This window comes from Kitasatospora arboriphila (genome assembly GCF_039528095.1).
In the GTDB taxonomy this organism is placed as follows: domain Bacteria; phylum Actinomycetota; class Actinomycetes; order Streptomycetales; family Streptomycetaceae; genus Kitasatospora; species Kitasatospora arboriphila.
On record NZ_BAAALD010000060.1, the window covers coordinates 25,186 to 49,060 of the forward strand.

Below are 23,875 nucleotides of genomic sequence, written 5' to 3' on the forward strand. Positions count from 1 at the left end.
CCCTCGATCACGAGGACCGAGGAGGCCGGGGCCGGATGCCGGTCGAGTTCCTCCGCATCCTCCGGCACGTCCGCAGCGGTGACCGTGCCGCAGCGGTGACCGTGCCGCACCGGCAGCGGCGGCGTTCGACGTGCAGTGCTGCTCGACCGGACCTCGTGGCACGCCTGATCGACGATCAGAAGATGACGCCCGAGGGGGTGCGGTCCCCACCGGCGGCCTGTGTCGACGACGCCCTCGGCTCCGGCTCCACCCCGTAAGGGCGTGGCCGGGCGGAGGGTGGCGCCGCAGCTGTCGGAGGCTCCTTTGCCGGGGTGGGACGTCGCAGGCCGGCCCTGGCGGGCCGTCCTGCCGGAGCCCGAACGGCGCGAGGCCGTGCAGGGCGGCCCGCGGGGAGCCGGCCATCGGCTTCGGCGGCGGCTTCGCGGACGTCGGCGCCAGCCCACGGGTGCACCTCGAAAGCCGTTGCCCGGGCCCACGCCGGGTGATGTCGGTGGCCGCTGCTTCCGTTCGTTCGGTAGCCCTCGGCGATCGGCTCCGGCGCCCGGGTGGACCTACATCGACGGTGAAGCCCCGGACGGAAAGCACTGGGTCGGCCGCACCGCACGCGGCGGACCAACCGTGGACCCGCGTTCAGCTGTCGGTGAGCCGGGGGAAGGGGGCGAGGTCGGGTTCGACCCAGCCGGTCCTGGCGGGGGTGCTCGCCAGTGTCGAGGGCCGGTAGAAGCGGGTCAGCAGCTTCTTGTCGAGCAGTGCGGGGTGCTCGTCGGTGAAGGCGTCGAAGTCCGCGGTGTCCGACCGGTCGGCGTGGTGGCCCACCAGTTCGACCCAGGCCCGGCTGACGGTGGCGTTGTACTTCTGGGGGACGCCCGCGTAGCGGGCGGTGCGCCGGATGCCGTCGCCGATCAGGTCCACCGCTGCGGCGGTTCCGTGTCGCCGGACGGCCAGCCAGGTCAGATGGACGTGCTGGCGGTGCCCGAACCGGTCGGCGGTGGCCATCACCTCGTCCATCAGCTGGGTGAACGGGGAGGATTCCGCGCCTGTGCCGGGGCCGGTCGCGGTCACGAGCCCTCCTCGATCAACGCGTCCAGCACGGCGTGGAAACCGGCGATCGACTCGGCCGGCAGGCCGCCCAGGGCGCGGTTTTCGAGATCGGCCAGCGTCTGCCGGATCAGGGCGGCCGCCGCCTGCCCGGACTCGGTGAGCTCGATGAGAACCGAGCGGCGGTCGCCGGCCCGTGTGCCGCGGGTGATGTAACCGCGCCGCTCCAACCGGTCGAGCACGCCGGTCAGCGTCGTGGGGCGGGTGCCGGCGGCGGCGCCCAGTTGGGACACGGTTCTGCCCCGGCCGTCGGCGAGGTTCGCCAGGGCGTTGGTCTCGGAGGCGGTCAGGTCCAGGTCGACGAGTTCGGCGGCGATCAGTTGCAGGGTGGCGTGGGTCGCGCGCTGCAGGGCGAGCAGGGCCGAACGCCCGGATGGAACGGATTCAGACTTCACGGTTTCGGATAGTACGGAATCGGAGTATCCGGGGCAAGCCCGTGACGGCTCGCGGGGCCGTGCGGCGCGCCACTCTGAACCATCGTGTGGCTGCCACCTGCACGGGGGGGGGCTCCTTCCGGGCGGCGGCGCGGGGCGCAGATGCCCCGCCGGCCCAGTGCTGCGGCGGCCAGGCGGGGTGGGGGTGGGGAGCTCGATCCGGGCGCCGCGTCGGCTGACGTGGCCCGGTCGGTGAGCCGGGGAGTGTCCGGGCGTCGCCCGGCGTCGCCGGGTCCGTGACGGTTGCCGGGAGTGGTTCGTCGAGCGGCGGCAGGCCTGCGCTCCGCACGCCTCCCGTCGGGCCTCGGGCCGCATCGGCGCACGCCTTCCGGGCCATGCATGGTCGGGTCCGGCCCCCTGTTCCGGACCAGTGCCGTGGGCCGGCTTCCGACGGGAGACGTGCGGCTGCGTGCCGCTGCCGGGACCGTTCCGGCTGCGGCTCGGGCGGCTGCTGGTGAGGCCTCGGGCCCGGGGGCGGCTTGCTGCGGATGGCGGCCGGTCGGATGCCGCACACGGCTGATGCTCTGTCATTTCCGCGTCGATCGGGCCGGGGTTGCGGCATTCCAGGGCCCGGGAACGTGCCTCCGTCGGGCCGCCCGGGGCTCCGGTCGCACCGGCCGCCCCGGTGGCCGGCCGGGCGGCGGACCTGGATCCCGGTGGCGTTCAGCCGCAAGACCACACCTTCGGCCTGGGCGTACGCGAAGACGTCTGTGAGGGTCCGCAGCCGGGAGTAATTGTCAAGACCTGTGGAACGCTGGCGCCACCACTATGGTCTTGATGCCGCAGACCTCCTGTTGCGGGAGGACGCTCCTCCGTACGATGCCGTGTGTGATCAAGGAAATGTCTGCTTGTCTGGTCCAGACGCCATGGCTGTCTGGTGGTCTTCCAACCGGCCGCGGTGACTACGTCGGAAGCCGTCGGGGGCGGCGGTGAAAGCCCCGGTGTCTCCTCCGCGACCGTTCGATGTCACGTTGGTCTTTCCCGAGCTCGCCGTCCATGCGAGGACAGCAGTCCGACTGCATCCTGCGCCGGCGAATCCGGGCCCGCGGGACAGTTCTGTGGGAGGACCGCTGGCCTGGCCGGAGGATGAGGTCTGGCCGACCTGCCCGGGGGGCCGTCATCTGACGTACGAGCAGCCACGTAGTCCCGCCGACGTCCGAAGTGAACGGCCGGCAAGCTCCGCCCACTACGGTCGGACCACCTCGGACGAGTCCTCCGCGGACGGGCCGTGGCCCTTGCTCCCCGTGTTGCAGGTCTACGCGCATGATGTGCCCTGGTACGACGGCTATCCGGACGACATTGACCTCCTCCAGATCCTCTGGTGTCCGTTCCAGCACACGTACGACGATCGGACAGCGCCCTACAACGGAATCGCCGGCCCGTGGGTCCAGGTCCGCTACCGCCGCAGCGCTGACCTGGGAGACCGCTTCCTGACCCCGCCGGAACCGCTGGCCATCGGTGCGCCCGGCTATCTGCCCACCCCATGCCTGCTGCGGCCGGAGCCGGTGATCGAGTACCCGCACCCGGGTGCTCTGGGCAAGGAGTTCGAGGCCCGCGTCGAGGAATGGGAGATGAAGACCTTCAGCGACCCTGACGACCCCGAGGAGTACGAACCCCGCTACTCCTGGGACCTCTCGACCGCCCCGGGCTGGAAACTCGGCGGCCATGAACCCTGGAACTACCAGGGCTACGACGGACCGGTACGGTGCGGCACGTGCGGCAGCGGGATGCGCTTCGTGGCCGCGATCGACAGTGAAGAATGGGACGGCGGCACGGAGAGCTGGGCGCCTGCCGACTTTCTCGATGGCAGTTCGAGTGAACGGCTCCGGCACAACGAGCCGACCGACGTCGTCGTCGGGAACCACGAAGCCATGCGCGTCTTCGTCTGCCCCCTCTCCACGGATCACCCAGTGATCAGCGACCTGATGTAGGGCCCCGCACCCCCAGACCTCGTCACTGCTCGTTCAGGCCGCGACCGCCCCAGGGCGCTCGACGAGCTTGCCGCGTTCGAAGCGGGCCCCCGCGCGGACGAGTGGGACGAGATGGGCGCCGTTGACGGCTCGCCAGCGGGCCTGGGCGGACTCGACGAGCTTGAAGACCATGGCGAGCCCGGCGGCGCGGGAACCGGCGCCCTTGGTGACCTCGGTGCGGAGTCGGACTGTGGCGAAGGTCGACTCGATCGGGTTGGTGGTCCGCAGATGGATCCATTGCTCGGCCGGGTAGTTGTAGAACTCCAGCAGGACGTCCTGGTCGTCGGTGATTTTCTTGACGGCCTTGGGGAACTTCGCGCCGTAGAGCTTGGCGAAGGTCTGGATGGCCTGCTCGGCGTGGTCGCGTTCCTCAGCGTTGTAGATGTCCTGGATCGCCTTCTTCGCCGCCGGCTGAGCCGACTTCGGCATGGCGTCGAGAACATTGGCGGTTTTGTGAACCCAGCATCTCTGCTCGCGGGTGCCGGGGAAAACCTCGCGCAGGGCCTTCCAGAACCCGAGTGCCCCGTCGCCGACCGCGAGCACGGGCGCACGCATGCCCCGTCTCGCGCAGTCCCGCAGCAGCGCGGCCCAGGACTCGGACGACTCTCGGAAGCCGTCCGTCATGGCCACCAGTTCCTTGGTGCCGTCCGCGCGCACTCCGATGACCACCAGGACGGCGGCCCTGGCCTCGTCCAGGCGTATGCGCAGGTGGATGCCGTCGACCCAGACGTAGACGTAGTCGGTGCCAGACAGGTCGCGGTCCTGGAACACGGCGCGGTCGGTCTGCCACTGGGCAGTCAGCCGGGTCACGGTCGCCGGCGACAGCCCGGCCGAGGAGCCGAGGAACTGCTCCAGGGCAGGCACAAAGTCACCAGTGGACAGGCCGTGCAGGTAGAGCAGCGGTAGTACCTCGGCGATCTTCGGGGACTTGCGGCACCACGGCGGCAGGATCGCCGAGGAGAACCGCCGGCGCTCGCCGGTGGCCTGATCGCCCCGCTTGTCGTTGACCCGCGGCTGCTTGATCTCGATGACGCCGGCGGCGGTGGTGACCTTCCGGGGCTGGTGGTAGCCGTTGCGGAGCACCAGGCGGCGCCCCATCTCGTCCCGCTCATCAGCCAACTCGGCTATGTAGGAGTTCACTTCGGCCTCCAGCGCGGCGGCCAGCATCCGCCTCGCGCCTTCGCGGACGATCTCGTCCAGCAAGGAGCCGTCTCGCGTAGTGTCGTCCTCGTTGACCACGGTGAGCACAGGGCGTGTCTTTCCGGCCAGCGCTGCAACGTCGGCCTTGCTCGGTGACCTATCGATCAATTACCCGGGAAGGTATGCCCTCCCGAGCCGATCCACAGGTTCCGAGCATTGCTCCAGCCGGGCGACCCTGGGCGGTCCGGCACCGCGAAGCCGCGGCGGGCAAGCATGCCCCGTATCTCGGCGACGGCCCGGGTGATCGTGGAGCGGTCGACGCCGAGCAGCAGTCCCAGGACCGCGCGCGGCAGGCCGTGCCGCAGATGGATCAGCGCCGCGACCGCCCGGTCGGTGAACACCGGCCGGTGCTTGGCGCCCGCACCCGCGGCCCGGAGCCGCACGCCGCCCCGGACCGCGTGCCGCAGGCCCTCGACCACTGCCTGCCATGCCTCCTGGGCCGGCGCATCCCCACCGCAATCACGCACCAGCTCGTTGGTCAACTCCAACACCCCAGATCGGCAGCCAACCGTCACAACCAGAATGACGGTCAGTCACAGTCGCTTGGACCAGTCACCCTTGAAACGATAAGCACGGCCGTCACCGACCTGCTTCAGCCCGTCCGGGACAACATCATCATGGTACGGGTACTGCTGCGTCACCGCGGCCAGCAGGAACTTCAGGAAGCCGCCCTCGAACAGGTCCCACTCCCGCATCGAGTGGAACTTGGCAGCGACCGGCCAGCGGTCCGGGTCCGGGCCCCGTATCAGCCAGAAGAAATGGTCGGAGTTGTAGTTGTTGCCCCACTTCAGCAGCCCGCCCTCGGCCGGGAACAGCGGATACGGGCACTCGTCATAATCCCCGTCCCGGTAGGCCTGGGCCAGCCAGGCACAGTATCCGTAGGGCTCCGTCGTGTTAAACAGGAACCCCTCGAAGCCGACCGGCTCCGCGATCTGGGAACTGGGCGCTGCCGATGGCGTGTAGATGTGCAATTCGTTGCTGATGCTGACCGACCCGTACCGGTCGGCGAACGCCCGGTAGTCCGCGGGCAGCTGGAAACCGATCTCCCCCGGCGCGCGCTCCCACGGGACCGGCACCACTCCGTCCTCAGGCGGCGGCCCGATCACCGCGCCGAGCCGGTCCAGCGTCTCCTCGACGTTCACGTCCACTCCCGTCGGCCGCCCGTTCTCGCCGGAGGCTAGTTTCCCAGGTTCACGAGTCCGCTCGGGCCGTAGCGCGCGTTGTCCACGACCGTCCATGCGGAGTCCGTGCTCGCCCCGGTGGTGGCATCCCACGCGTAGAGCGACATGTCCCATTCGCTTGGAATGGTGCTGATGGTGCTGTTGTACTGCGGACGCACGTTGTACAGCACATAACCCCGGTTCATGCCGCTCTCGGCCCTGGTCTCGAAGGTCCGCATGCTGTTGGTGATGGTGCCGCCGGTTGCCTGGTTGGTGTTGGCCCCCTGTTGGAAGCAAGGCGTCAGGTTCCGCTCGTCCCTCGTTCCGCCAGCCATGCGCGGCACGGAGTGGCAGCGAGCGAGGACCTTATCGGGGTCAGGGAACCCGAGGGCGGTCGCCCGCGCCTGAGCGTCGCTCCAGCCCCGGATGTCGCCGCCCGCGGACTGCCCCCTCTTGGAGCTGGGCTTCCCTTCGAGACAGGCCTTGACTCCCCGGTTGCGGCCCTGAGCGTCCGACGGCAGGTAGTCGACCCATCCTCCGCCATTCAGGTCCGTGGCCCCTGAAGGCTTCAAGTCCTCACAGGTGGGGACGCTCCGGTTGCCGTTCCCCCCGGAGGCAGGGTTGGCGGGGCCGGGTGCGGCGGCGACGGGCGCCTCCTGGACCGTCGTGACCTCGTCGACGGGGAGTTGTTCGCCATTGCGGTGCACGACCAGCCCGCCGGATTCGAAGGCCGCGGGTGCCGGTGCCGGTGCCGGGGCCGGGGCAGTGGTGGTGGCCGGGGCCCGCACCCGTAGCGCCGTGTAGTGGCCGTTGGGCTTGCGGACCAGCCCGTCGTAGCTGATGGACGGGCTGCCGAGGGTGGCTGCCTGCGCGGGGGAGAGCTGCCGGACGGCGTCGGGCGTCAGGTACGCCGTGCCGGGGCGGGTGTCGACGGTGGTGCCGTGCTGCTTCGCGTACTGCGTCAGTGCGGCGGCCCGGGGCCGGCGGTAGGGGCTGTCGCCGGTGTCCTCGTCCTGGCCGGCGAACCGGTTGCCGGCTTGCGGCGCCGGAGCGGGCGCGTCACCGCCCTGGTCCATGGCGGCCGCCGGGTTCGACGGAACGGAGGCGAAGCTCTGGATCGCCTGCGCCATCTGCGCGAGCAGTTGCTGGCCTCGGGACTGGAGCTGCTGTTGCTTCGTCGTGAGATCGGAGGCCTTCGTGTCATTGGCCTTGGAGGCTGCGTCGAGTTGGGAGGACCTGGCGTCGACCTGGGAGGCCTCCTGCCGGATCTGGCTCTCCTCGCCCTGGATCTTGTCCTCGACGGCGTTTTCCTGGTTCCTCCTGGACTCCAGTTGGCGCGCCTCGGCGTCGAAGGCGGCGGCCGCGCCCGCCTCCGCGGGCAGTTGGAACGTGTGCGGCTTGGCGTTGTGGGCGGTGATCTCGCCATCCACGGCCTTCGCGCGCTCGTTGTGGTCGCTGATCTCCTGGTTCACCGCGGCGACCCTGGCGTTGAGCGCCGCCTTGCTGTCGCGGATGGCGGCGGACTCCTTGGTGATCCGCTCCGCCTCGGCGACCACGTCCTTCTCTTGCCGGGCCAGCTCCGCCGCCTGCCGGTTCGCGTCGTTGATCTCCACCAGGAGGGTCGCCAGGGCGGCCTCGAACCCCCGGGGCGCCACCAGCGGGACGGGGGCAAGCGTGCCCGCCTGTACCGTGACCGCCACGGCGTCGGCTGCCGCGATCGTCTGCACTCCCGCGGCGACGATCGGCGCCAGGAGCGCCATCAGCACGAGGTGGAGGATGCGGGGCAGCGTCCGCCGGCGGCGTGCGGCCGTCCTGCGCGAGGGCGCGGTCATCCGGTCACCTTGCCGGTGAGCTCGTCGGCGATCATGGAGACGGCGGGCTCGCCGTCGCCGGCCTGGCAGACGGAGGCCTGGATCAGGCTTGCGCCCTTCACCCGCGCCTGGTGGTAGCAGGCCCAGTTCACGGTGTCGCCCTGCGTCGCGGTCCACGCCACCGCGACCTCGGTGGCGGGGTGCGCCGTGTAGGCCCACTTCGACGTACGTCCGGCCTGGTCGGTGAGTGTTGAGGACGGGCACTTGGCGAGGCCGTCGGTGAGCGTGCGGAAGGCCGCGCCCGCCTTCTTGCCGTCCGGGAACACGCCGATCACCTGGTTCACGGTGTAGCTGCCCGAGCCTCCGGCGTCCTGGTAGGTCGCCGACAGGAACGCCTTCCACGCCTGCCCGTAGACCGACTGCGTCGTCGGTCCGGCGGCGACAGCGCAGCCCGACGGGGCCGTGGTGAGCGGGGCGTGCGGCCGGTTCGACTGGGGCCCGGCCGCCACCGTCGCCCCGACCAGTTTGCTGACGCCGTCAGTGCTGATCAGGTCCGCCTGGACGGTCCCCTCGGCGATGTGCGGCGGAAGGCCCGTCGGCTGTTGCGGCCAGAACCACCACCCGACGCTGGCCAGCAGAAGGCAGGGGACCACGGCGGCCACCAGCAGCCGCCAGTGGCGCAGCACCCCGGCTCCCCGGCGCGTTGCCCGCACCCCGGACGGCGCCCCGGACGGCGCCGCAGCCGGCGGCGTGGCGGGCGGCGTGGCGGGCGGCGTGGCGGGCGGCGTGGCGGGCGCAGGCCCGCTCGGGGCCGGTGCCGCCGCGCCGCCGCTACGGCCGAGCTGGGGCGGCACCGCGCGTGGCGTCTGCTGCCAGGTGGGTGGTGCCGGTGCGGCCGGGCCCTGGTTCCAGTAATGCTTCGTCATGACCTCTTCCTCATCGGGGTGTTCGGGTCGGCGCCGTTCATCGGTTGCACGCGACGGCGAGGACGAACAGCAGGAACAGCACGGCGAGGAAGCCGAGGCAGCCGATGCCCCCCTCCGGGTTCTTGGTGTTGGCCTCGACCGTTCCGCCGGGGCGCAGGCCGGGGTGGCGGTCGGTGTAGTGCGCGATCTGCTCCCGCTCGCCCTGGGACTCGGTGCCCCAGGAGGTCTTGAAGCCGCATTCGCCGCACCGGTAGCGATATGCCATGTCAGGTCCTTGAACTTCGTCGGTGGGATGGTGGGTCGGTCAATGCGCAGCGGCGGTGGGGGTCAGCGCCAGCGCCAGCAGACGGTGTAGCCGAGGTCGGGGAACTCGTTGGAGCGCCAGTAGGTGGAGCCGTCCTGGCCGCAGAACGTCGGGTAGTTCGGCGTGCTGGTGCGTCCGGTGACGTAAACGTTCGAGCGGTCGCAGCTGCCGACGTTGGTGAAGGTGGAACCCGACTTGAGCAGGCATTCGCGGACAGTGGCGTAGCCTGCGTCGTCGGGGAACACCATGGACAGACACTGCAGGACGTCGAGGTCGGCGCCCTTGGGGCCGGAGACGGTCCGCCACTGGTTGTAGTGGGGCCAGTTGTCGCACTTGGAGTGGTCGCTGGTGCCGCGGTAGACGGCGAGGACCTTGAAGGCGCCGGTCCGGCAGGACAGCACCGACCACGGTCCCGTGCCGGACGGCCCGAAGACGCAGTCGCCCTGCCGGGCGTGGTAGGAGTCCCCGCCGGAGCTCTGGTAACTGAGGCACAGGACCCGCGAGTAGCGCTTGGAGCTGACGCTCTCGTCGTTTCCGGGCACGTTGGCGCAGCCGTCCAGGTCGGTGCTGCCCTCGTTGATCCGGACGACTTTGAACGTCCCTGCGGTGCAGGTGGCCGGGGTGAGGTCGGCGTGGCCGCTGGTCCCGGTGTCGTAGAAGCAGTCGCCGACGCCCGCGGTGGCGACCGGATCGGTCGGACTCGGGCTCGGGCTCGGGGTGGGCGTCGGGGTCGGGGTCGGGGTTCGTGGGCGGGTGCTGCTGACGGTCGGATCGGGCTGCGGGATCCGGTACGAGCTGCCGGCGGGACGCGGTGGGTGACTGAGCGTCAGCGGGTGGCTGTCGGCGGCCGCCTTGGCGTCGGCCGGGTGGGAGTCGTCGCGGTGGGTCACGAACAGCAGCACTGCCACGACGGCGGCCACGGCGGCGAGCACCTTGCCGACCCCGGCCGCCGTGCTGCCCGCTCCCGCGTTCCCCGCTGCCGAACCGGCGGGTCCGCCACCGCTGTTGACGCGCGGTCGCAGGGCGGCCGGTCCGGTCGGCGGCTTCGGCTTCGCTGCCCCGCCCGGCTTCGTTCCCCCGGCGGCCTTCGGCCCGCGGCCGGGTTTCAGGCTGCCGGATGCCGAGGCCAGTTGCTCGGCCCAGGCGGCGGGCGTCGGCCGGGCGGCCGGGTCCGTCCGGAGCGAGGCGCGGGCCAGGGCTCCGAGGGCCGGGACGATCGCCGCCAGCGCGGCCGGGTCGGTCGTGCTCTGGTCGCGGGCGAAGAGGCGGACGGCGAGCAGGGCGAGCTTGTACGTGTCGCTGTGCGGCGTCGCCCGTTCCTCGCCCGCGGGGACCTGCCAGTCCGGGGTCTCGGCCTGCGGCAGCACCGTCGCACGGTCGGTTCGGGCCGCGTCGCAGTCGATGAGGAAGCACTCGGGCCGCGGTGCGAGGGTGAAGAGCAGGTTCTTCGGCGAAAGGTCGCCGACGGCGACGCCGAAGCGGTGCAGCCGGTCGAGGGTGGTCGCCAGGTCGGCGAGCAGGAGCAGCCGATCCCGGTCGGTGACGGTCAGCCCGATCCCGGCGACGTAGGCGTCATCGTTGAGGAGGTACTCCAGGGTGGCGAGCCGGGGCGAGCCCTGGTTGCCGGCCGCCAGGGTCCGGAGCGTGAAGTGGAAGCGGTCGGGGACGGCCCGCATCAGGAACCCGCACGTCTGTCCTCCGCGCCGGACCACGGCAGCCGGCCAGGAGGTCTTCTCGCACAGCCAGCGCGCCTGCTCGCCGGTCAGCCGCCCGGGCAGCGCGACCGCGGCGGCCAGCGCGCCGGCGTCCACCTGCGGCAGCACCGCGGGGGCGTACTCCTTGTAGACGACCTCCCAACCGCCGTCGGCCGCCGACTCGTTGATGCGCTTGTTGCACACCCGGTGGACCGATCCCTGGCCCCCTCGGCCGAGTTCCCCACCCAGGGTCAGCGCGGCGAACTCGACCGGGGCGGCCGGCCCCGCGCTCACCTGTGTCCCTCGGCCCGGGGCCAGATCGCCAGCAGGGTGCGGTCGTCGTCGAAGGTCTCCCGGGTGAAGTCCAGCACGTGACCGAGCCACAACGGTGGCGGCGGCGAGGCGAGTTGACGGGCGAACAGCTCCCCGACCCGGCCGTCGCCCTCGCCGAGCGGATCGCCGAACCCGTCCGTGCCGACCAGTAGCACCCACGGTTCGGCCAGCCGTCCGACGGCCGTCTCCGGCCGGTCGGGGACCAGGGGAAGCGGGGAGACCTCGTTGCTGACCAGCGGCGTGCCCGGTACGGCCTTGCCGCCGAACAGCGGGTGGTAGCCGCCGCCGGCCCGGTCGAGGAGCCACGCCGCGGAGTCGCCGATCCGGAAGAGTTCGACCTCCAGGGCGTCGCCTGCGGCACGGACGGCCCCCGCCACCAGGGTGGTCGCGTACAGCCGGGCCACCTCGGCCGCCTGCGGCGCGGCGACGCCGAGCCGCCACCGCGCCAGTTCGCGCAGCCGTTCCGCAGCCTGGGCCGCGACGTCGGCGCCGTCGAGCCGGTCCGGGCTCCGGTCGAGCAAGTGCAGGATGCGTTCGACGGCGGCCCGGCACGCCTCGACGGCGCCCTGGTGGGACTCGGCGGCGCTGGACACGCCGTCGGCGACCGCGAAGACGATGCCGCCGGTGGCCTCGTGCACGGCGGCGCGCGCCGCGTCCTGGCGCGGCTGCCGATAGTAGCGGTGCTTGGCGCCGCGGACGGACGCGAACCGCAGGGTGAGCCGGTCGGTGGACCAGCCCTCGCACTCGCTGTCCGGGAAGTCGAAGGCGTACTGGCTGGGCGGCCGGGCCTCGAACTCCAGGCCCGGCACGTCCACGGTGATCCGCTGCCACGGCGCCGGGTCCGGCCCGGTCGCCCGGGGCGGCCCGGCGGGCCTTGGGGGCGCCGCCGGCGGCGCGGGGTCCGGGTCGCCCCGGCGGGCGGGCGTCACCGGCCGACCTCGTCGATGGCCATGGTGAACTGGTCGGGCCGGTTCACCACCAACTGCGGGTTGGCCGAGTTCAGGGCGTGTCCGGAGGCCACCAGGCTCATGGTCAGCGAGTGGAAGAACTCCGAGATCGCCCGGCCGACGTCGGCGCCGGACTTGGCGAGGAAGGCGAACTCCGGGCGGGTCGCGACGTCGACCATGGTCTGCGCCCGGGCGTCGCCGAGACCGCAGGCGATGATGTTCGGCGCGGTCGGCGTGCGATCCCGGTCGGTCAGCTCCGCGTGCGGCGCGTGCCAGGACGAGCCGTCGGTGGGCTGGCCGTCGCTGAGCAGGAAGACCACCGGGCGGTGCACCCGGTAGCCCTCGCCGCGCAGCCACTTCACGTCGCCGGGGATCCGCTGCAGCAGGTCCTCGAAGACGGCCCGGTAGTTGGTCACCCCGCGGATCACCAGCCGGGGCACCGTGGTCTCGGTGCGCATGTCGGCCACCGCGAGCCGGACCTGGACGTCGTCGGAGAAGCCCAGCACGGCCAGCCGGAGCTTGGCCGCGACCATCGGCTCCGCCCGCAGCCCCTCGCACAGCGACGCCACCCCGTCCCCCAGCTCCCGCTGGTACGGGGCCATCGAGCCCGACTCGTCGGCCACCACGTAGGCCGGCAGCAGGACGCCCTTCGCCTCCGCCATCGGAACACCGCCTCCTTCAAGTTCACGCACTGGTGTCGCGGACGGGGGCGGCCCGGGCCGCGCAACGGGGTGCGCCGGGGCCGCGGGACCGTTGTCCGCACCGCCGATGCTGGCGTCGCGTCAGGCAAAGGCACAGGTCACAGCACCGGTCATATGTGACCGGTCGTCAGGGTAGGCTCGCCCCTGTTTCGATTCCTCGGGGGAAGGACGGGTCGTGGCGGAGACGCTCGGAGCGCTGGTGCGGCAGTTACGGAAGCAGGCCGGCCTGACGCAGTTCCAGCTCGCCGAGCGGGCCGGGCTCGGCGAGAGCACCGTCCGCCGGATCGAGACCGACCGGCCCTTCGACCACCGGCTCGGCACCATCAACCGCATCGCGGACGCGCTCGACGCCGGCCCCGAGGACCGCCGGCGGCTGAGCGCCCTCAGCGGCGGCACAGGCCCGGCCGCACCCGAGGCCCCATCACCCGATGCTCCATCACTTGAGACACCGTCACCGCAGGTGCCCCCGCCGGGAGCACCGCCGCCGCCCCGGGACCACGGCCCGCTCGCCGACGCCGCCGAGGAGTTGGCCCGCGAGAGCCGACAGCGCTGGCGCCGCGAGGAGGCCCAACACCGGGTGCACCACCCGTTCGCGCTGCCGGTGCGCTGGCAACAGGTGCCGGCGGGGGTGGCCGACCAGTCGGCGAACGCCCTCCTGCTGGCCCCCGGGGAGGCCCGCGTCGAACCGGACCTCAGCGGCGACCTGCGGCGGGTCGCCGCGATCTACCAACGCATACCGTCGGGCCGGCTGGTGGTCCTCGGCCGGGCCGGATCGGGCAAGTCGATCCTGGCGGTCCGGTTCGCCCTCGACCTGCTGGACGCCCGCACCCGCAACGAACGAGTGCCGGTGATCTTCAGCCTCGGCGCCTGGGACCCGACCACCGTGGCCCTGCGCGACTGGCTGATCGGCCGGCTGCTGCGCGACTACCCGCACCTGGCCCGCCGGGTCCCCAGCGGCAAGACGCTGGCCGCGGACCTGCTCGACGACGACCTCGTCCTCCCCGTCCTCGACGGGTTCGACGAACTCGCCGAAGACCTGCGCGCCCCTGCCCTCGAAGCACTCAACCTGTCCCGGCTGCCGCTTGTCCTCACCAGCCGGAAGGCCGAGTTCACCGCCGCCGTCCGGACGGCCCACGCCCCGCTGGCCGCCGCCGTCGTCCTGGAACTGCGCGACCTGGACCTCGACGACCTGCGCGGCTACCTGCCCCGGACCGACCCGGCCTTCCCCGGGCCCGCCGACACCGACGGGCAGGGCGCGACCTGGGAGACCGTCCTCGACCCCGCCCGGACGGCGCAGAGCGCGGGCCGCGCCAACCTCGCCGCCGCGCTGCGCACCCCGCTGATGATCGCCCTCGCCCGCACCATGTACAGCGACCACCCCGAACGTCGGCCGGGCGAACTCCTGGACACCGCCCGCTTCCCCGACCCCGAGGCGATCGAGGAGCACCTGCTGGCCGGGTTCGTCCCCGCCGTCTACCGCCCCCGTCCCACCGAACGGCTCGGCACCGCCCACCGCCGGCCCGGACCGTGGGACGCGGAACGCGCCGAACGCTGGCTCGGCCACCTCGCCGACCACCTGACCCGGCTCGGCCGCGAACGGCAGGACCTCACCTGGTGGGAGGTCGGCACCGGCATGAGCCGCCTCTCGCGCACCGTGATCATCGCAGTCCTGGCCGGCATCGCCTTCGGAGTCACCACCGCCATCGGCAACCTCCCCGTCGACCTGGTCGCCACCGCGCACAGCTTCCGGTTCGCCGTCGTCCGCGGCCTGCTGGTCGGCGTCCTGCACGGCCTCGCCGCCGGCACGCTCTTCGGACTCGTCTACTGGCACGCCTCCGCCCGCGCCGCCCTCAGACCCTCGCCGGTCCGCATGCGGCTCAGCACCGGCACCCCGATGACCCGCCGCAAAGCCCGCACCCGGTCCCTGATCGGCCTGTGTGCAGGAGCAGCCGGCATGGCGCTGCTCATCCTGGTCGACGAGGGCTTGGTGGCTCCGATCGGACTCGCCGACGGGCAGGGCGCCGGACTCGCCGCCGGGCTGCTGTTCATCCCGCCGATCGCCCTCGCGACCGGGCTGGTCTTCGGCCTGATCGCCCTGTTCGAGGCCCCGGTCCGCTCCGAATCCGTCGTCAGCCCCGCCGACCTGCTGCACATCGACCGCCGCAACGTCGCCTACCACCTGCTCACCTGGGCGCTCGTCCTCGGCATCGGCGTCGGCCTGCTCAACGGCATCGTGTACGGGCCGCTGCGTGGCTTCGAGGTCGGCCTGGTGTTCGGACTGGAGGCCGCGTTCGGCGCCGGGCTCGGCTACGGACTGAGCCTGACCGCCTGGGGCCAGTGGGTGGCACTGGCCCGCATATGGCTGCCGCTCACGGGGCAACTGCCCTGGGCGCTGATCGCTTTCCTGGACGACGCCCACCAGCGCGGTGTGCTCCGCCAGGTCGGTGCGGTCTACCAGTTCCGCCACGCCTGGATCCAGAGCCACCTGAGCCGCAGCCACCAGCAGCGCCACGGCCGCGAACAGCGCCGGCGCGACCACTCGACGGAAGGGGCACGATGAGCGCCGAATCCCGTACGCACCGCCCGAGCAGGCGCACCCGGCGCGCGGCCGTTGCCGCAACCGCCACCGCCCTCGTCGGCGCCCTCGCCACCGCCCCCGCGGCCGCCCGGCCCGCCGCCCCCACCCTGCACTACACCTGCGTCTTCCCGACCATCGGCGGACAGGCCATCACCGCCAGGATCTCCGCGGACATCCCGGCCACCCTGCCGGCCGGCGAGTCCAGCCCGGCCTTCGCCATCCGGGCGGCCGCCACCGTCGAGGCCTCCTTCACCCTCGGCCTGCGCTACGTGCTCGGGGTGCGCAGCATCGAAGGCTCGGTCGACGCCGAGACCCGCGTCCTCGCCCCGCAGGGCGAGAGGGCCGTCCCCGTCCACCTCGCCATCACCCGCACCCCCGTTCCCGCCTCCGGCGCCTTCGAGATCCCCGCCACCGGCAACGCGCCCCGGCTCTCCTTCACCCGCCCCGGCACCGGGCGCGTGACCGCCGACAAGTTCACCCTCCACCTCGTGCCCAAGGACGCCGACGGCAACCTGGCCGGGCCCGGCCGGGTCGACGTCCCCTGCACCCTGAACGCCGGCCAGGACGACACCGTCGCCCCCTTCGAGGTCACCGCCGCGAAAGCCCCTCCCACCCCGTCCTCCGCCGCCCCTCCGTCCTCCGCCGCCCCTCCGTCCGCCCCGGCCCCATCCTCCGCAAGCCCGGCCACCACCCCGCCGGGAACGGACGCCTCCGCCGCCGCAAGCACCGCCTCCTCCGCCACCACCCCGCCGGCCCCTCCAGCACCGGCGTCCGCCGCCCCGCTGACGCAAACCGCCCAATCCGAGAGCTCCGGCCTGGTCACCGCCGCAATCGCCGCAGCCCTCGCCGCAGCCCTCGCCGCTGCCGTTGCCGCAGCCGCCGTCCTCCACCGGCGGCGGTCGAAGCGCCGCAGAGCATCCGAGCCCTCGTCCTGACCGTCCGTCATGCTGTGCCCGACGCCTGCCTCGGCGACCCTCGGCGGTTCTCGGCGGCCCTCGGCCGAGGAACTGCCCAGCACCGGGATCACCGGTGCACACCTGTCGGGGCGGGCAATGGTCGGCACTGGGCCCGGCGCCGCGAGCCGGGCCCGCGGCGCCGGACGGGGTCGGTCAGATCGGTTGGGCGGGTCGTCGGGCCAGGTGTGCCAGCCGTCCGGAGTGACGGCTGCTCCGAGACGTTCAACCCCGGGCTCGCCCACGTCGCGGCTGCGCTCGGCCTGGCGCAGGAACGTCTCGTTGGCGGCCGCGAACACGAGCTGCGGGGTGAGGAGCGTGATCGCGCCGGGAAGCGCCTGGAACGCCGCTGCGTAGTCGATCCCAGCCTCCGCCATACGTTGCCACCTCCACCCGGGGTCCGTGCTGTCGGTCAGGATGGGAGCGCCGCCCCCGGGCACCGGGCAGGACGACGCCGGGACGGCGGCGTGACACGCCGCCCGGCGGTGCCGGTACTGGGACGCTCCGTCCTGCTGCCTGCCGGCCGAGCTCCCGGCGAACCCGAACGTGCCGCCCAGAGGCGGAACTCCCGAACGAGACTTCCCTCCGGGCGGCAATCACCCGTCCTTGTGCCCGGCGCGGGCGCCGGCAACGACACCATGACGGCACCGCAGAGCCAGTGCGACGGCAAGCGGAGCTCCGTGGCCTACTCCAGCCGCGGCGCTGGCGTGCGGCCCCAGCGATGCGAGGTCGGCGATGTGACCGTGGCCCGCTGTGGCTAAGGGTTGTCCCGTAACTGCTGGTCCTGGGTGAGATGGTTTTGCTGTGGTTGGTGTGCTCACGGCGTCGGAGCCGTCCTGCTATCCCCGTTCACCGGGTTGTGTCCGAGGCAGTTCGGCAAGCTGTCCACCCACGCTGCGGTGGGAAGGTGCAGGCTCGGTCCGCAAGGGGCGGCCCTGAGGCCTGCCGCTGGAGGACTGGGGCCTGCTGGTCGCCGGATACTGGCGGGCCAACCTCCGCTGCGGCAGTTGGCGCCGCTGTATGGAGTGTCGAAGTCGGCTGCCGACCGCATCGTCGACCGCAACGCCCCGGCGATGGCGCTGCAGCAGCGAACCGGTGGTGGCGACCAGCGAGGCGGCGGCCAGGTTCGCGGGCAGCTCGGTGATCAGTGCCACAAGGGTCCCGTGTTGCCGTCGCAGTTAGCAGAGCAATCGCCGGCGCCGGATGCCGCGGTCAAGATCAGCCCGAAGACGATGAGAGCCAGGACGATCCAAGCCACATGGGCGAAGTCATTGCCAGGTGGGATTTTTCTTGGAGCGCTGCTCTGTGGGACCTCATCGTGGCTCTCGGGCTCGCCACTGGGTCCGTCATGTCCCTCTGCCGCCATCGTGTCATCCCCCCGTCGCGGTGTCCTCTCATGGCACGACGTCAGATCTCGTCCGTCAAGGCCTGCGGCGGGTTGCTATCGAGAAGAGCCGCACCGGCTTGACGGAACGTCGCGGACGAGGCGGGAGCGGACGCTGCGCTCTGGCCGGCTCAAGGGCGACGGCGTCCACCACGCGCCATGCTCGGCATCGCCCGCCTCCACAACCTTCTCCAGGCCGCATAGCCCGACCCACCGGCGATCAGCCCACCTTGTCCCGGCCATCTCAACGGTCACTTATGGGACAGCCCTTAAGGGCTGTCCCATAAGTGATCTTGCTGTGCGATGATCTTGGTCGTGGCGTGCGGCGCCGGCGGGCGTTGATCTGCATGCCGGGAATCGGATCCCCATCAACGGGGTTGGTGGGGGATGAGAGCCGCTATTGGAGGGTCATGCGAGCGATTCAGGTGTACGAAGTGGGCGGTCCCGAGGTGCTGCAGGAGGCCGAGGTGGACCAGCCGCGGCCGGGTCCGGGCGAGGCGGTCGTGGAGGTCGCCGCATCCGGGGTCAACTTCCTCGACGTCTACCACCGCGAGGGTCGATACGTCCTCCCGCTGCCTTTCACCCCGGGCGCTGAGGGCGCTGGCACGGTCGTCGAAGTTGGACCGGACGTGGCTGACGTCGCCGTGGGGGACCGGGTCGGTTGGGTGGAGATTCCCGGCACCTATGCCGAGCGGGCCGTCGTGGACTCCTCGCGGTTGGTGCCGCTGCCCGACGATATCGGCTTCGAGGCCGCCGCCGCCGTGCTCCTGCAAGGAATGACCGCGCACTATCTCGTCACAGACGCTTACCCGGTCCAGCGGGGCGACACGGTGCTCGTGCATGCGGCTGCCGGTGGCATGGGGCTCCTTTTGACCCAGCTCATCACCCATCTCGGCGGCAGGGTGATCGGCACGACGTCGACCGCGGCGAAGGCCGAGCTGGCGAAGCGTGCCGGGGCCGCTGAGGTGATCCTTTCCTCCGCAGTCGACGATCTCGCAGCCGAGGTGAGGCGGCTCAACGGCGGTCAGGGACTGCCGGTTGTCTTCGACGGCGTCGGCGCGCACACCTTCGATGCGAGCATCGCCAGCCTGCGAACCCGCGGCCATCTCGTGCTCTTCGGCGCGGCAAGTGGTGCCGTGCCGCCGTTTGATCCGATTCGGCTCGCCCAGGGCGGTTCGCTGACCCTGATCCGGCCCAGCCTCGGGGACTTCATCGCCGATCGGTCCGAACTGCTCCGACGGGCCGCCGATGTGTTCGAGTGGGTGCGCTCCAAGGCGCTTGAGGTCACCGTAACGGGCCGCTACGCATTGTCCGAGGCCGCCCAGGCCCACAGCGATCTGGAGGCTCGGCGTACCACCGGCAAGCTGCTCGTTGTACCGGATGCAGCCGTTATTGGATACCGCGAGGGGATGCGCAGCTGATACAGGGTTCCGCTGGGTGACACGGCGGGGATACCTGGGTCGCGTACTGGGGTGCCGTCACGATGGCCCGCTCAACGCGCGGGCGCCTGCCGGAGAAGGGGCTTTCGCTTCTAAGGGCTGTCCCGTAGATGATCTTGGGGCTGGTGAGGATGTGGTCGGCTGAGGTTCGGTCTGCTCGCCTATCCGCGAGGTTGAGGTTGTGCAGGCGGGCGATGCCGAGCATGGCGTGGTGGACGCCGTCGCCGCGCAGGCGGCAGTCACGCAGGATCTTGTAGGTCTTCATGCGGGCGAAGGTGTGCTCGACGCGGGCGCGCACCTGCTTGTGGGACTTGTTGTGGGTCTGTTTCCAGTCGGGCAGTTCCTCGCCCTTGCGGCGGCGGTGCGGCATGACCAGCCCGGTGCCCGGGTAGCCGCCGTCGGCGATCGTGGTGGTCTTGCCGACGGCGGCCTTGGCGCCGGACTCGGCCCACGCCCGGCAGTCGTGGCGGTTGCCCGGCAGCGGCCGGCCGACCACGACGACCATGCGGGTGTCGGCTTCGATGACGACCTGGTGGTTGGTGGAGTAGCGGTAGTTCTTCGACTGCTCGGCCACCTTGTGGTCGCGGGTCGGCACCAAGGTGCCGTCCACGATCAGCACCGTGTCCTTCGCGAACCGCTTACGGGGCTGCAGCGCCAGCTTCGGCCCGAGATGGTCGATGACGCGGTCGGCGGCGGACTTCTACACCCCGAACAGCGATGCCAGTTGGCGCAGTGTCAGGTTGGTACGCCAGTAGGCGGCGACCAGCAGCACCCGGTCCTCCAGCGGCAGCTTCCACGGCCGGCCCCGGCCCGGAGCGTCGGCGCCCTCGCGGCGGAGCTGGGTCACCAACTTGCCGAAGGTGCGCGGGCTCAGCCCGGTGAACGGCTCTGTCCAGGACGGCACGGACGCCGTGATCACATCAGCCACGACCAAGACATCACACAGCAAGATCACTTACGGGACAGCCCTTAGATTCTTGGTATGCCTTCACACCTCAGTCGCGGTACTTCGAGCGCCTTCCGGCGCTTTGCCGGATGGCTCGCCCGTGGCTCGGTGGGCCACCCACTACTCGAAGGGGTTGACTACTGGGAAGAGCTCCGTGACTCGCCTTCACAAGTGGAGATCTGCTTCGCCATCTTCGCCAACGTCCTTGAACTGGACGAGCAGGGAGAGCCGGTCAACGAGAAGCACGCTGAACGCAGGGCTGCGACGTGGCTCTACAAGTACTGCACCGGGGAGCTGCCCCTGGGCGAGCCGGACATCGAGCCATGGGAATGCGAACTTCACTGACTTCATGCGTACGGGACCTTGGATCCGTGCCGTAGCCGGGTGCATATTTCCTGGTATGCGACGGTGAGGTGGGCTATCCGGCGAGTGCGAGGTTGTGGAGCCGCGCAAACATCGAGCACGGCCTGGTGCACCCGGCCCCGCGCAGGCGGCAGTCTCGGCGGGGTGGCGGATGACCCTCATCGGGGCCGTGTACGAGCAGCGGACGGCCCGCGGCTGGTTGGAGGCCGACCTTGCCGAGGCGGCCCGAGGTGGAACTTGGTGCTCCACGCGAGCGGCGGTCGGTGGTCGACCGGCTCGCCCCGCCCGCCGTCACCCTGTGGTCTACGCCAGCCCGGTCAGTCGGAAAGCTGATCCCTTTCGCATCGGCTGCCACCCGTGATCGAGCGCGGCGCGAACTCCCGCCCCGACGATGGAGGGAACCACGGGAAAGGCCGATGTCGTCGCCATCAACACCGCGCCCTTCTGATCGGCCTGCTCAACCACGAACTCGAACCGCCCCGATGCGCACCCTGTGCAGCATCCGGCCCCACCGGACACACGCCACCGGTAGGCCGTGCCATCGACCGTGATAAGGCGGGTGCCTTTCTTGCGCAGGGCCAACCGTCTCCCCCTCGACTCGGACGTAACGTCAGGCGCGAGCGTCGGTGCCTTCGAATTGAATCCGACAGCCCGGCTCGGCTTCCGCCCCGACGACCGGCCCGATCATATGTCTGCCATCGGAGTGATGCTCGCGTTTTCGGCGCCCCTCGAATGCCTGGCCCTGCGCCGTCGAAGTCGGGTGGGTCGATACCTGCTACAGGTACAGAACCGACCAGACCTGGTCGACGACTGCCGCGCAGGCGCAGGCCCGCTCAGGAGCAACTGTCCGACATTACGTATTCACCTTCAGTAGTGGCCAGTTGGGACTGGCTCTTGCAAGCTTTCGTGATGCGGTGACAGGGCGTCATCGTCGAGCTGCTGCTGCGCTTCCTGGACGACCCGTTCGACGGCCGTGAGCATGCCCATGCCCATGCCTGGCAGCCTGGCAGCCTGGCGGCGGTCGGCTCGCGGGCGCGGCACCGGCCGGCATCGGGGTGTCGCCGAGTGCGGTGCGCGGCGCCGCAGACCGTGCCGGGCGGCATCGCGTCGGAGCCGGCCCATGCCGGCGCCTCGCGGCCGTTCCTGTCGGCGTTCAGTGGTGTCGGGACCGGCCCGGACAGCCGGACGGCCGGGCGGGTGTGCGGGGGTGAGTGATGACGGCGGAATGGGCGAGATACGGGAGTCGGTGCCGGAGGTTGGGCGGCGAGGTCGGCCGAGCTGCGGGCGATGGTGGAGCGGGAGGCCCGGGCGTGGGCGGCGCGGGATCGGCAGCGAGCGTTCGAGGCTGCGATGCCGGCCGCTGCGGCGGCCGTGGACGTGTTCAACGTGCTGCTGGAACTCGGCCGGGTGCGGGACGGGGGAGAGGTGCCGGCGCCCCGGCGTCGTTTGGCCGGGCAGTGGCTGGGCTGACCTCCCGGTCCGGCGGGCCCGGGCTCGGGCAGGGAAGCGCGTCGCGCGGATGAGGCCTGCTGCGCAGGCCTGCGCCGAGGCGGGGTCAGTTGTCGAGGAGCGGGTCGGGGTTGGCGAGCGCGGTCCGGCGTGCGGGGTTTGCGGCCGGTGCGGCTCGACCAGCCGCGGCGGGGTGGGACCGGGATCGGTGACGGCGATCCGCAACCGTCCCGGCGACCAATGGAGTTGCAGAGCGAGGGGATGTCCGGCGTGATCGGCGGGGTTGGCGAGGAGCTCGGCCGTGACGAGGGCGGCGTCGGCGGCCACTTGACCGACTGCGGTGGTCAGGTGCCAGTCGGCGAGGGCGGTGCGGGTGAAGTCCAGGCCCTCGCTCGCGCACTCCGCCTCCCCGCAGGGCAGGAAGTCCAGTCGATGCTGGTCCGAGACCACGGGGCGAAGGGAGGGACACATGACGGCTTCCGGTCCTGGCGAAGAACTCTCCGACATCAGGCGCCTGCCCGGCCCGGCGCCGTCTACGTGCCGGATACGGCCGGATCCTCGCTGTGCCGGGCGGCATCCTCGGTGGTGCCGTGGACGGGGAACAACCCCGTCGTGGCGGTGACCTCCAAGATCCTGCGCGCGCCGGCCGGGACGGCATCCCGGTCAGGGTGGAGCGCCCGGCGACGTCACCAGCGCCCTCATCCTGGTGGCCGCCGCGGAACGCCTGGAGGTCGTCAGCCCCACGGCGCGGGAGACCTTGCCGTGCGTGCCTTCCGCATCGTCAACAACCCAACACGCCTTGCCCGTCTGAAGTGTCAGTGGCGTGTCGCGCAGTTCCTCGCGTCCCTGGGAGCGGTCAGCCGTTGAGCCAGTCCTGGTAGCGAGTCGGTGCCAGGCGGGCGCCGGGGCCCGGGGTGAGGACGTTTCCGTGGACGGCGGCGAACAGGCCCGCCTGGTTGTCGACGACGACGGGGCGCCGGTCGCCCCGCGCGGCCAGCGTCATGCGGCCGATCTCGTCGAGCGTGAACGTGTCGGGGCCCGCGATCTCGAGAATCCCGCCGAGCGGCGTGCCGGTGGCCACGTCTGCGAGGACGTCGACGATGTCGCGGCTGGCGATCGGCTGGAGCAACGTCGCGGGCAGCCGCACCGTGGTCTCGTCCGAGGTCCACGACATGGTCGGCTCCATGAACTCGAAGAACTGCGTGGCGCGGACGATCGAGTAGGGCGTCGGACCGCCGCGCAGCAACTCCTCCTGGAGCGCCTTGGCGCGGTAGTAGTCCAGTTCGGGGACCTGGTCCACGCCCACGATGGACAGAACCAGCTGGTGGCGCACGCCGGCCCGTTCGCCTGCGGCGAGGAGGTTGCCCACCGTGGTCCGGAAGAACTCGATCGACTGCTCGTCGAACGTGGGGGAGTTGGTCACGTTCACCACTGCCTCCGCGCCGGCGAGCGCTTTGTCGAGGCCGGCCCCGGTGAGCAGATCGACGCCGGACGACAGCGACGCGGCGGTCACCTCGTGGCCTCGTGCTCGTAGCTCGGTGGCGAGCTGCGAGCCGAGGAGTCCGGTGCCGAGGACGGTGATCTTCATGGTGGGCCTTCCTACGTGAGTCGATCCCCCGCGAACTCGAACAGGTGTATGGACACTCTTGCCGCCTTCCGGCCTTCCCACCTCTCCGCCTCTCCGCGGCACCGCTGCGCCGGCCACGGACTGCCGGGCGTCAGGGCAGGCGGAGGGTCTGTCCGGGGAGGATGACGTCGGGGTTGTCGCCGATGACGTCCTGGTTGGCGGCGTAGAGGGCCGGCCAGCCGCCGGGCAGTTGCAGGGTTCGGGTGATGCCGTCGAGGGTGTTGCCGTCCTGGACCACGACGGTCGCCGAGTCGGCCGGGATCGGGCCGGTGTCGGCATCGGCCGCGGTGTCCGGTTCGGCGGCGGGTTGCTGGGTGGCGGGCCGGGGCGCGGGTACCGCGTGGTGGGCGGTGGTGTTGTGGCCGGTGCGGGTGCCGCAGGTGGGCCAGGGGGCGAGGCCGCGGTGGGCGGTGAGGTGTTCGGCGACGGCGATCTGTTGGTCTCGGGTGGCGAGGTCGGGGCGGGGCGCGTAGGTGGTGCCGCCGTTGGTGTGCCAGGTGGCGCGGTCGAACTGGAGGCCGCCGTAGTAGCCGTTGCCGGTGTTGGCGTGCCAGCGGC

General features: G+C 71.6%; 19 protein-coding genes and 5 pseudogenes. 8 read left to right on the plus strand and 16 right to left on the minus strand.

Annotated elements, in window-relative coordinates:
- Positions 1-630: 630 nt before the first annotated feature.
- The 3 genes and pseudogenes from ABD353_RS26365 to ABD353_RS26375 form a co-directional block, all read right to left on the minus strand.
- On the minus strand, positions 631-1,062 hold the full coding sequence (locus tag ABD353_RS26365) for a hypothetical protein (protein ID WP_344626166.1): 432 nt from the start codon (positions 1,060-1,062) through the stop codon (positions 631-633).
- A complete protein-coding gene (locus ABD353_RS26370) occupies positions 1,059-1,493 on the minus strand; it encodes a MarR family winged helix-turn-helix transcriptional regulator (RefSeq protein WP_344626167.1) in 435 nt (144 codons plus the stop codon). Before ABD353_RS26370 ends, ABD353_RS26365 begins: the two co-directional genes overlap by 4 nt.
- 652 nt (positions 1,494-2,145) lie before the next feature.
- Positions 2,146-2,259: pseudogene (locus tag ABD353_RS26375) on the minus strand (transposase family protein); the annotation flags it as partial.
- A gap of 517 nt (positions 2,260-2,776) precedes the next feature.
- Between ABD353_RS26375 and ABD353_RS26380 the strand changes: the two are divergent.
- On the plus strand, positions 2,777-3,463 hold the full coding sequence (locus ABD353_RS26380) for a hypothetical protein (RefSeq protein WP_344626168.1): 687 nt from the start codon (positions 2,777-2,779) through the stop codon (positions 3,461-3,463).
- 33 nt (positions 3,464-3,496) lie between these two features.
- Here the strand turns inward: ABD353_RS26380 and ABD353_RS26385 are convergent, their stop codons facing one another.
- The 9 genes and pseudogenes from ABD353_RS26385 to ABD353_RS26425 all read right to left on the minus strand — a co-directional run bounded on the left by ABD353_RS26385 (position 3,497) and on the right by ABD353_RS26425 (position 12,539).
- Positions 3,497-4,750 carry an IS256 family transposase gene (locus tag ABD353_RS26385; protein WP_344626169.1) on the minus strand — a complete coding sequence of 418 codons (1,254 nt, stop codon included), beginning with the start codon at positions 4,748-4,750 and terminating at the stop codon, positions 3,497-3,499.
- 125 nt (positions 4,751-4,875) lie between these two features.
- Positions 4,876-5,136, minus strand: a pseudogene (locus ABD353_RS26390) (helix-turn-helix domain-containing protein); the annotation flags it as partial.
- A gap of 99 nt (positions 5,137-5,235) precedes the next feature.
- Entirely contained in the window at positions 5,236-5,844 is a 609-nt protein-coding gene (locus ABD353_RS26395; RefSeq protein WP_344626170.1) for a hypothetical protein, read from the minus strand.
- Between the two features lie 35 nt (positions 5,845-5,879).
- Complete coding sequence (locus tag ABD353_RS26400) at positions 5,880-7,694, minus strand: DNA/RNA non-specific endonuclease (protein WP_344626171.1); 1,815 nt, start codon at positions 7,692-7,694, stop codon at positions 5,880-5,882.
- On the minus strand, positions 7,691-8,599 hold the full coding sequence (locus ABD353_RS26405) for a sensor domain-containing protein (protein ID WP_344626172.1): 909 nt from the start codon (positions 8,597-8,599) through the stop codon (positions 7,691-7,693). Before ABD353_RS26405 ends, ABD353_RS26400 begins: the two co-directional genes overlap by 4 nt.
- Before the next feature lie 37 nt (positions 8,600-8,636).
- Positions 8,637-8,864, minus strand: coding sequence for a hypothetical protein (locus ABD353_RS26410; protein WP_344626173.1), 228 nt, complete (start codon positions 8,862-8,864; stop codon positions 8,637-8,639).
- A 62-nt stretch (positions 8,865-8,926) separates the two neighbouring features.
- The gene (locus ABD353_RS26415; RefSeq protein ID WP_344626174.1) at positions 8,927-10,891 is read right to left on the minus strand and encodes an LppU/SCO3897 family protein; all 1,965 of its coding nucleotides are present in this window, start codon (positions 10,889-10,891) and stop codon (positions 8,927-8,929) included.
- Positions 10,888-11,859: a protein phosphatase 2C domain-containing protein gene (locus tag ABD353_RS26420; protein ID WP_344626175.1), complete on the minus strand. Its 972-nt coding sequence runs from the start codon at positions 11,857-11,859 to the stop codon at positions 10,888-10,890. Before ABD353_RS26420 ends, ABD353_RS26415 begins: the two co-directional genes overlap by 4 nt.
- Positions 11,856-12,539 carry a vWA domain-containing protein gene (locus ABD353_RS26425; RefSeq protein ID WP_344626176.1) on the minus strand — a complete coding sequence of 228 codons (684 nt, stop codon included), beginning with the start codon at positions 12,537-12,539 and terminating at the stop codon, positions 11,856-11,858. The genes ABD353_RS26420 and ABD353_RS26425 overlap by 4 nt, the downstream gene beginning before the upstream one ends.
- 214 nt (positions 12,540-12,753) lie before the next feature.
- Here ABD353_RS26425 and ABD353_RS26430 point away from each other — a divergent pair, with 214 nt between their 5' ends.
- From ABD353_RS26430 to ABD353_RS26445, 5 genes and pseudogenes are all read left to right on the plus strand, one after another.
- Positions 12,754-15,138, plus strand: a complete 2,385-nt coding sequence (locus ABD353_RS26430) for a helix-turn-helix domain-containing protein (RefSeq protein WP_344626177.1) — start codon at positions 12,754-12,756, stop codon at positions 15,136-15,138.
- Complete coding sequence (locus ABD353_RS26435; RefSeq protein ID WP_344626178.1) at positions 15,135-16,091, plus strand: DUF6801 domain-containing protein; 957 nt, start codon at positions 15,135-15,137, stop codon at positions 16,089-16,091. Before ABD353_RS26430 ends, ABD353_RS26435 begins: the two co-directional genes overlap by 4 nt.
- Before the next feature lie 822 nt (positions 16,092-16,913).
- Positions 16,914-17,200, plus strand: a pseudogene (locus ABD353_RS26440) (transposase family protein); the annotation flags it as partial.
- Positions 17,201-17,608: 408 nt separating this feature from the next.
- Positions 17,609-17,697, plus strand: a pseudogene (locus tag ABD353_RS40535) (IS5/IS1182 family transposase); the annotation flags it as partial.
- 206 nt (positions 17,698-17,903) lie between these two features.
- A complete protein-coding gene (locus ABD353_RS26445; RefSeq protein WP_344626179.1) occupies positions 17,904-18,914 on the plus strand; it encodes a quinone oxidoreductase family protein in 1,011 nt (336 codons plus the stop codon).
- A 184-nt stretch (positions 18,915-19,098) separates the two neighbouring features.
- Here the strand turns inward: ABD353_RS26445 and ABD353_RS26450 are convergent.
- Positions 19,099-19,860 (minus strand): annotated as a pseudogene (locus tag ABD353_RS26450) (transposase); the annotation flags it as partial.
- A 54-nt stretch (positions 19,861-19,914) separates the two neighbouring features.
- Here ABD353_RS26450 and ABD353_RS26455 point away from each other — a divergent pair.
- A complete protein-coding gene (locus tag ABD353_RS26455; protein WP_344626180.1) occupies positions 19,915-20,223 on the plus strand; it encodes a DUF7677 family protein in 309 nt (102 codons plus the stop codon).
- A gap of 885 nt (positions 20,224-21,108) precedes the next feature.
- Here ABD353_RS26455 and ABD353_RS26460 read toward each other — a convergent pair.
- Positions 21,109-21,234, minus strand: a complete 126-nt coding sequence (locus ABD353_RS26460) for a hypothetical protein (RefSeq protein ID WP_344626181.1) — start codon at positions 21,232-21,234, stop codon at positions 21,109-21,111.
- 294 nt (positions 21,235-21,528) lie between these two features.
- Here ABD353_RS26460 and ABD353_RS26465 point away from each other — a divergent pair, with 294 nt between their 5' ends.
- Positions 21,529-21,711 (plus strand): hypothetical protein, encoded by a 183-nt coding sequence (locus ABD353_RS26465; protein WP_344626182.1) that lies wholly within the window; start codon positions 21,529-21,531, stop codon positions 21,709-21,711.
- An 835-nt stretch (positions 21,712-22,546) separates the two neighbouring features.
- On the opposite strand, the gene ABD353_RS26470 is transcribed toward ABD353_RS26465, so the two are convergent.
- Positions 22,547-23,278 (minus strand): SDR family oxidoreductase, encoded by a 732-nt coding sequence (locus ABD353_RS26470; protein ID WP_344626183.1) that lies wholly within the window; start codon positions 23,276-23,278, stop codon positions 22,547-22,549.
- A 130-nt stretch (positions 23,279-23,408) separates the two neighbouring features.
- The coding region (locus ABD353_RS26475; protein ID WP_344626184.1) for a LysM peptidoglycan-binding domain-containing protein at positions 23,409-23,875 on the minus strand (467 nt) is incomplete at its 5' end.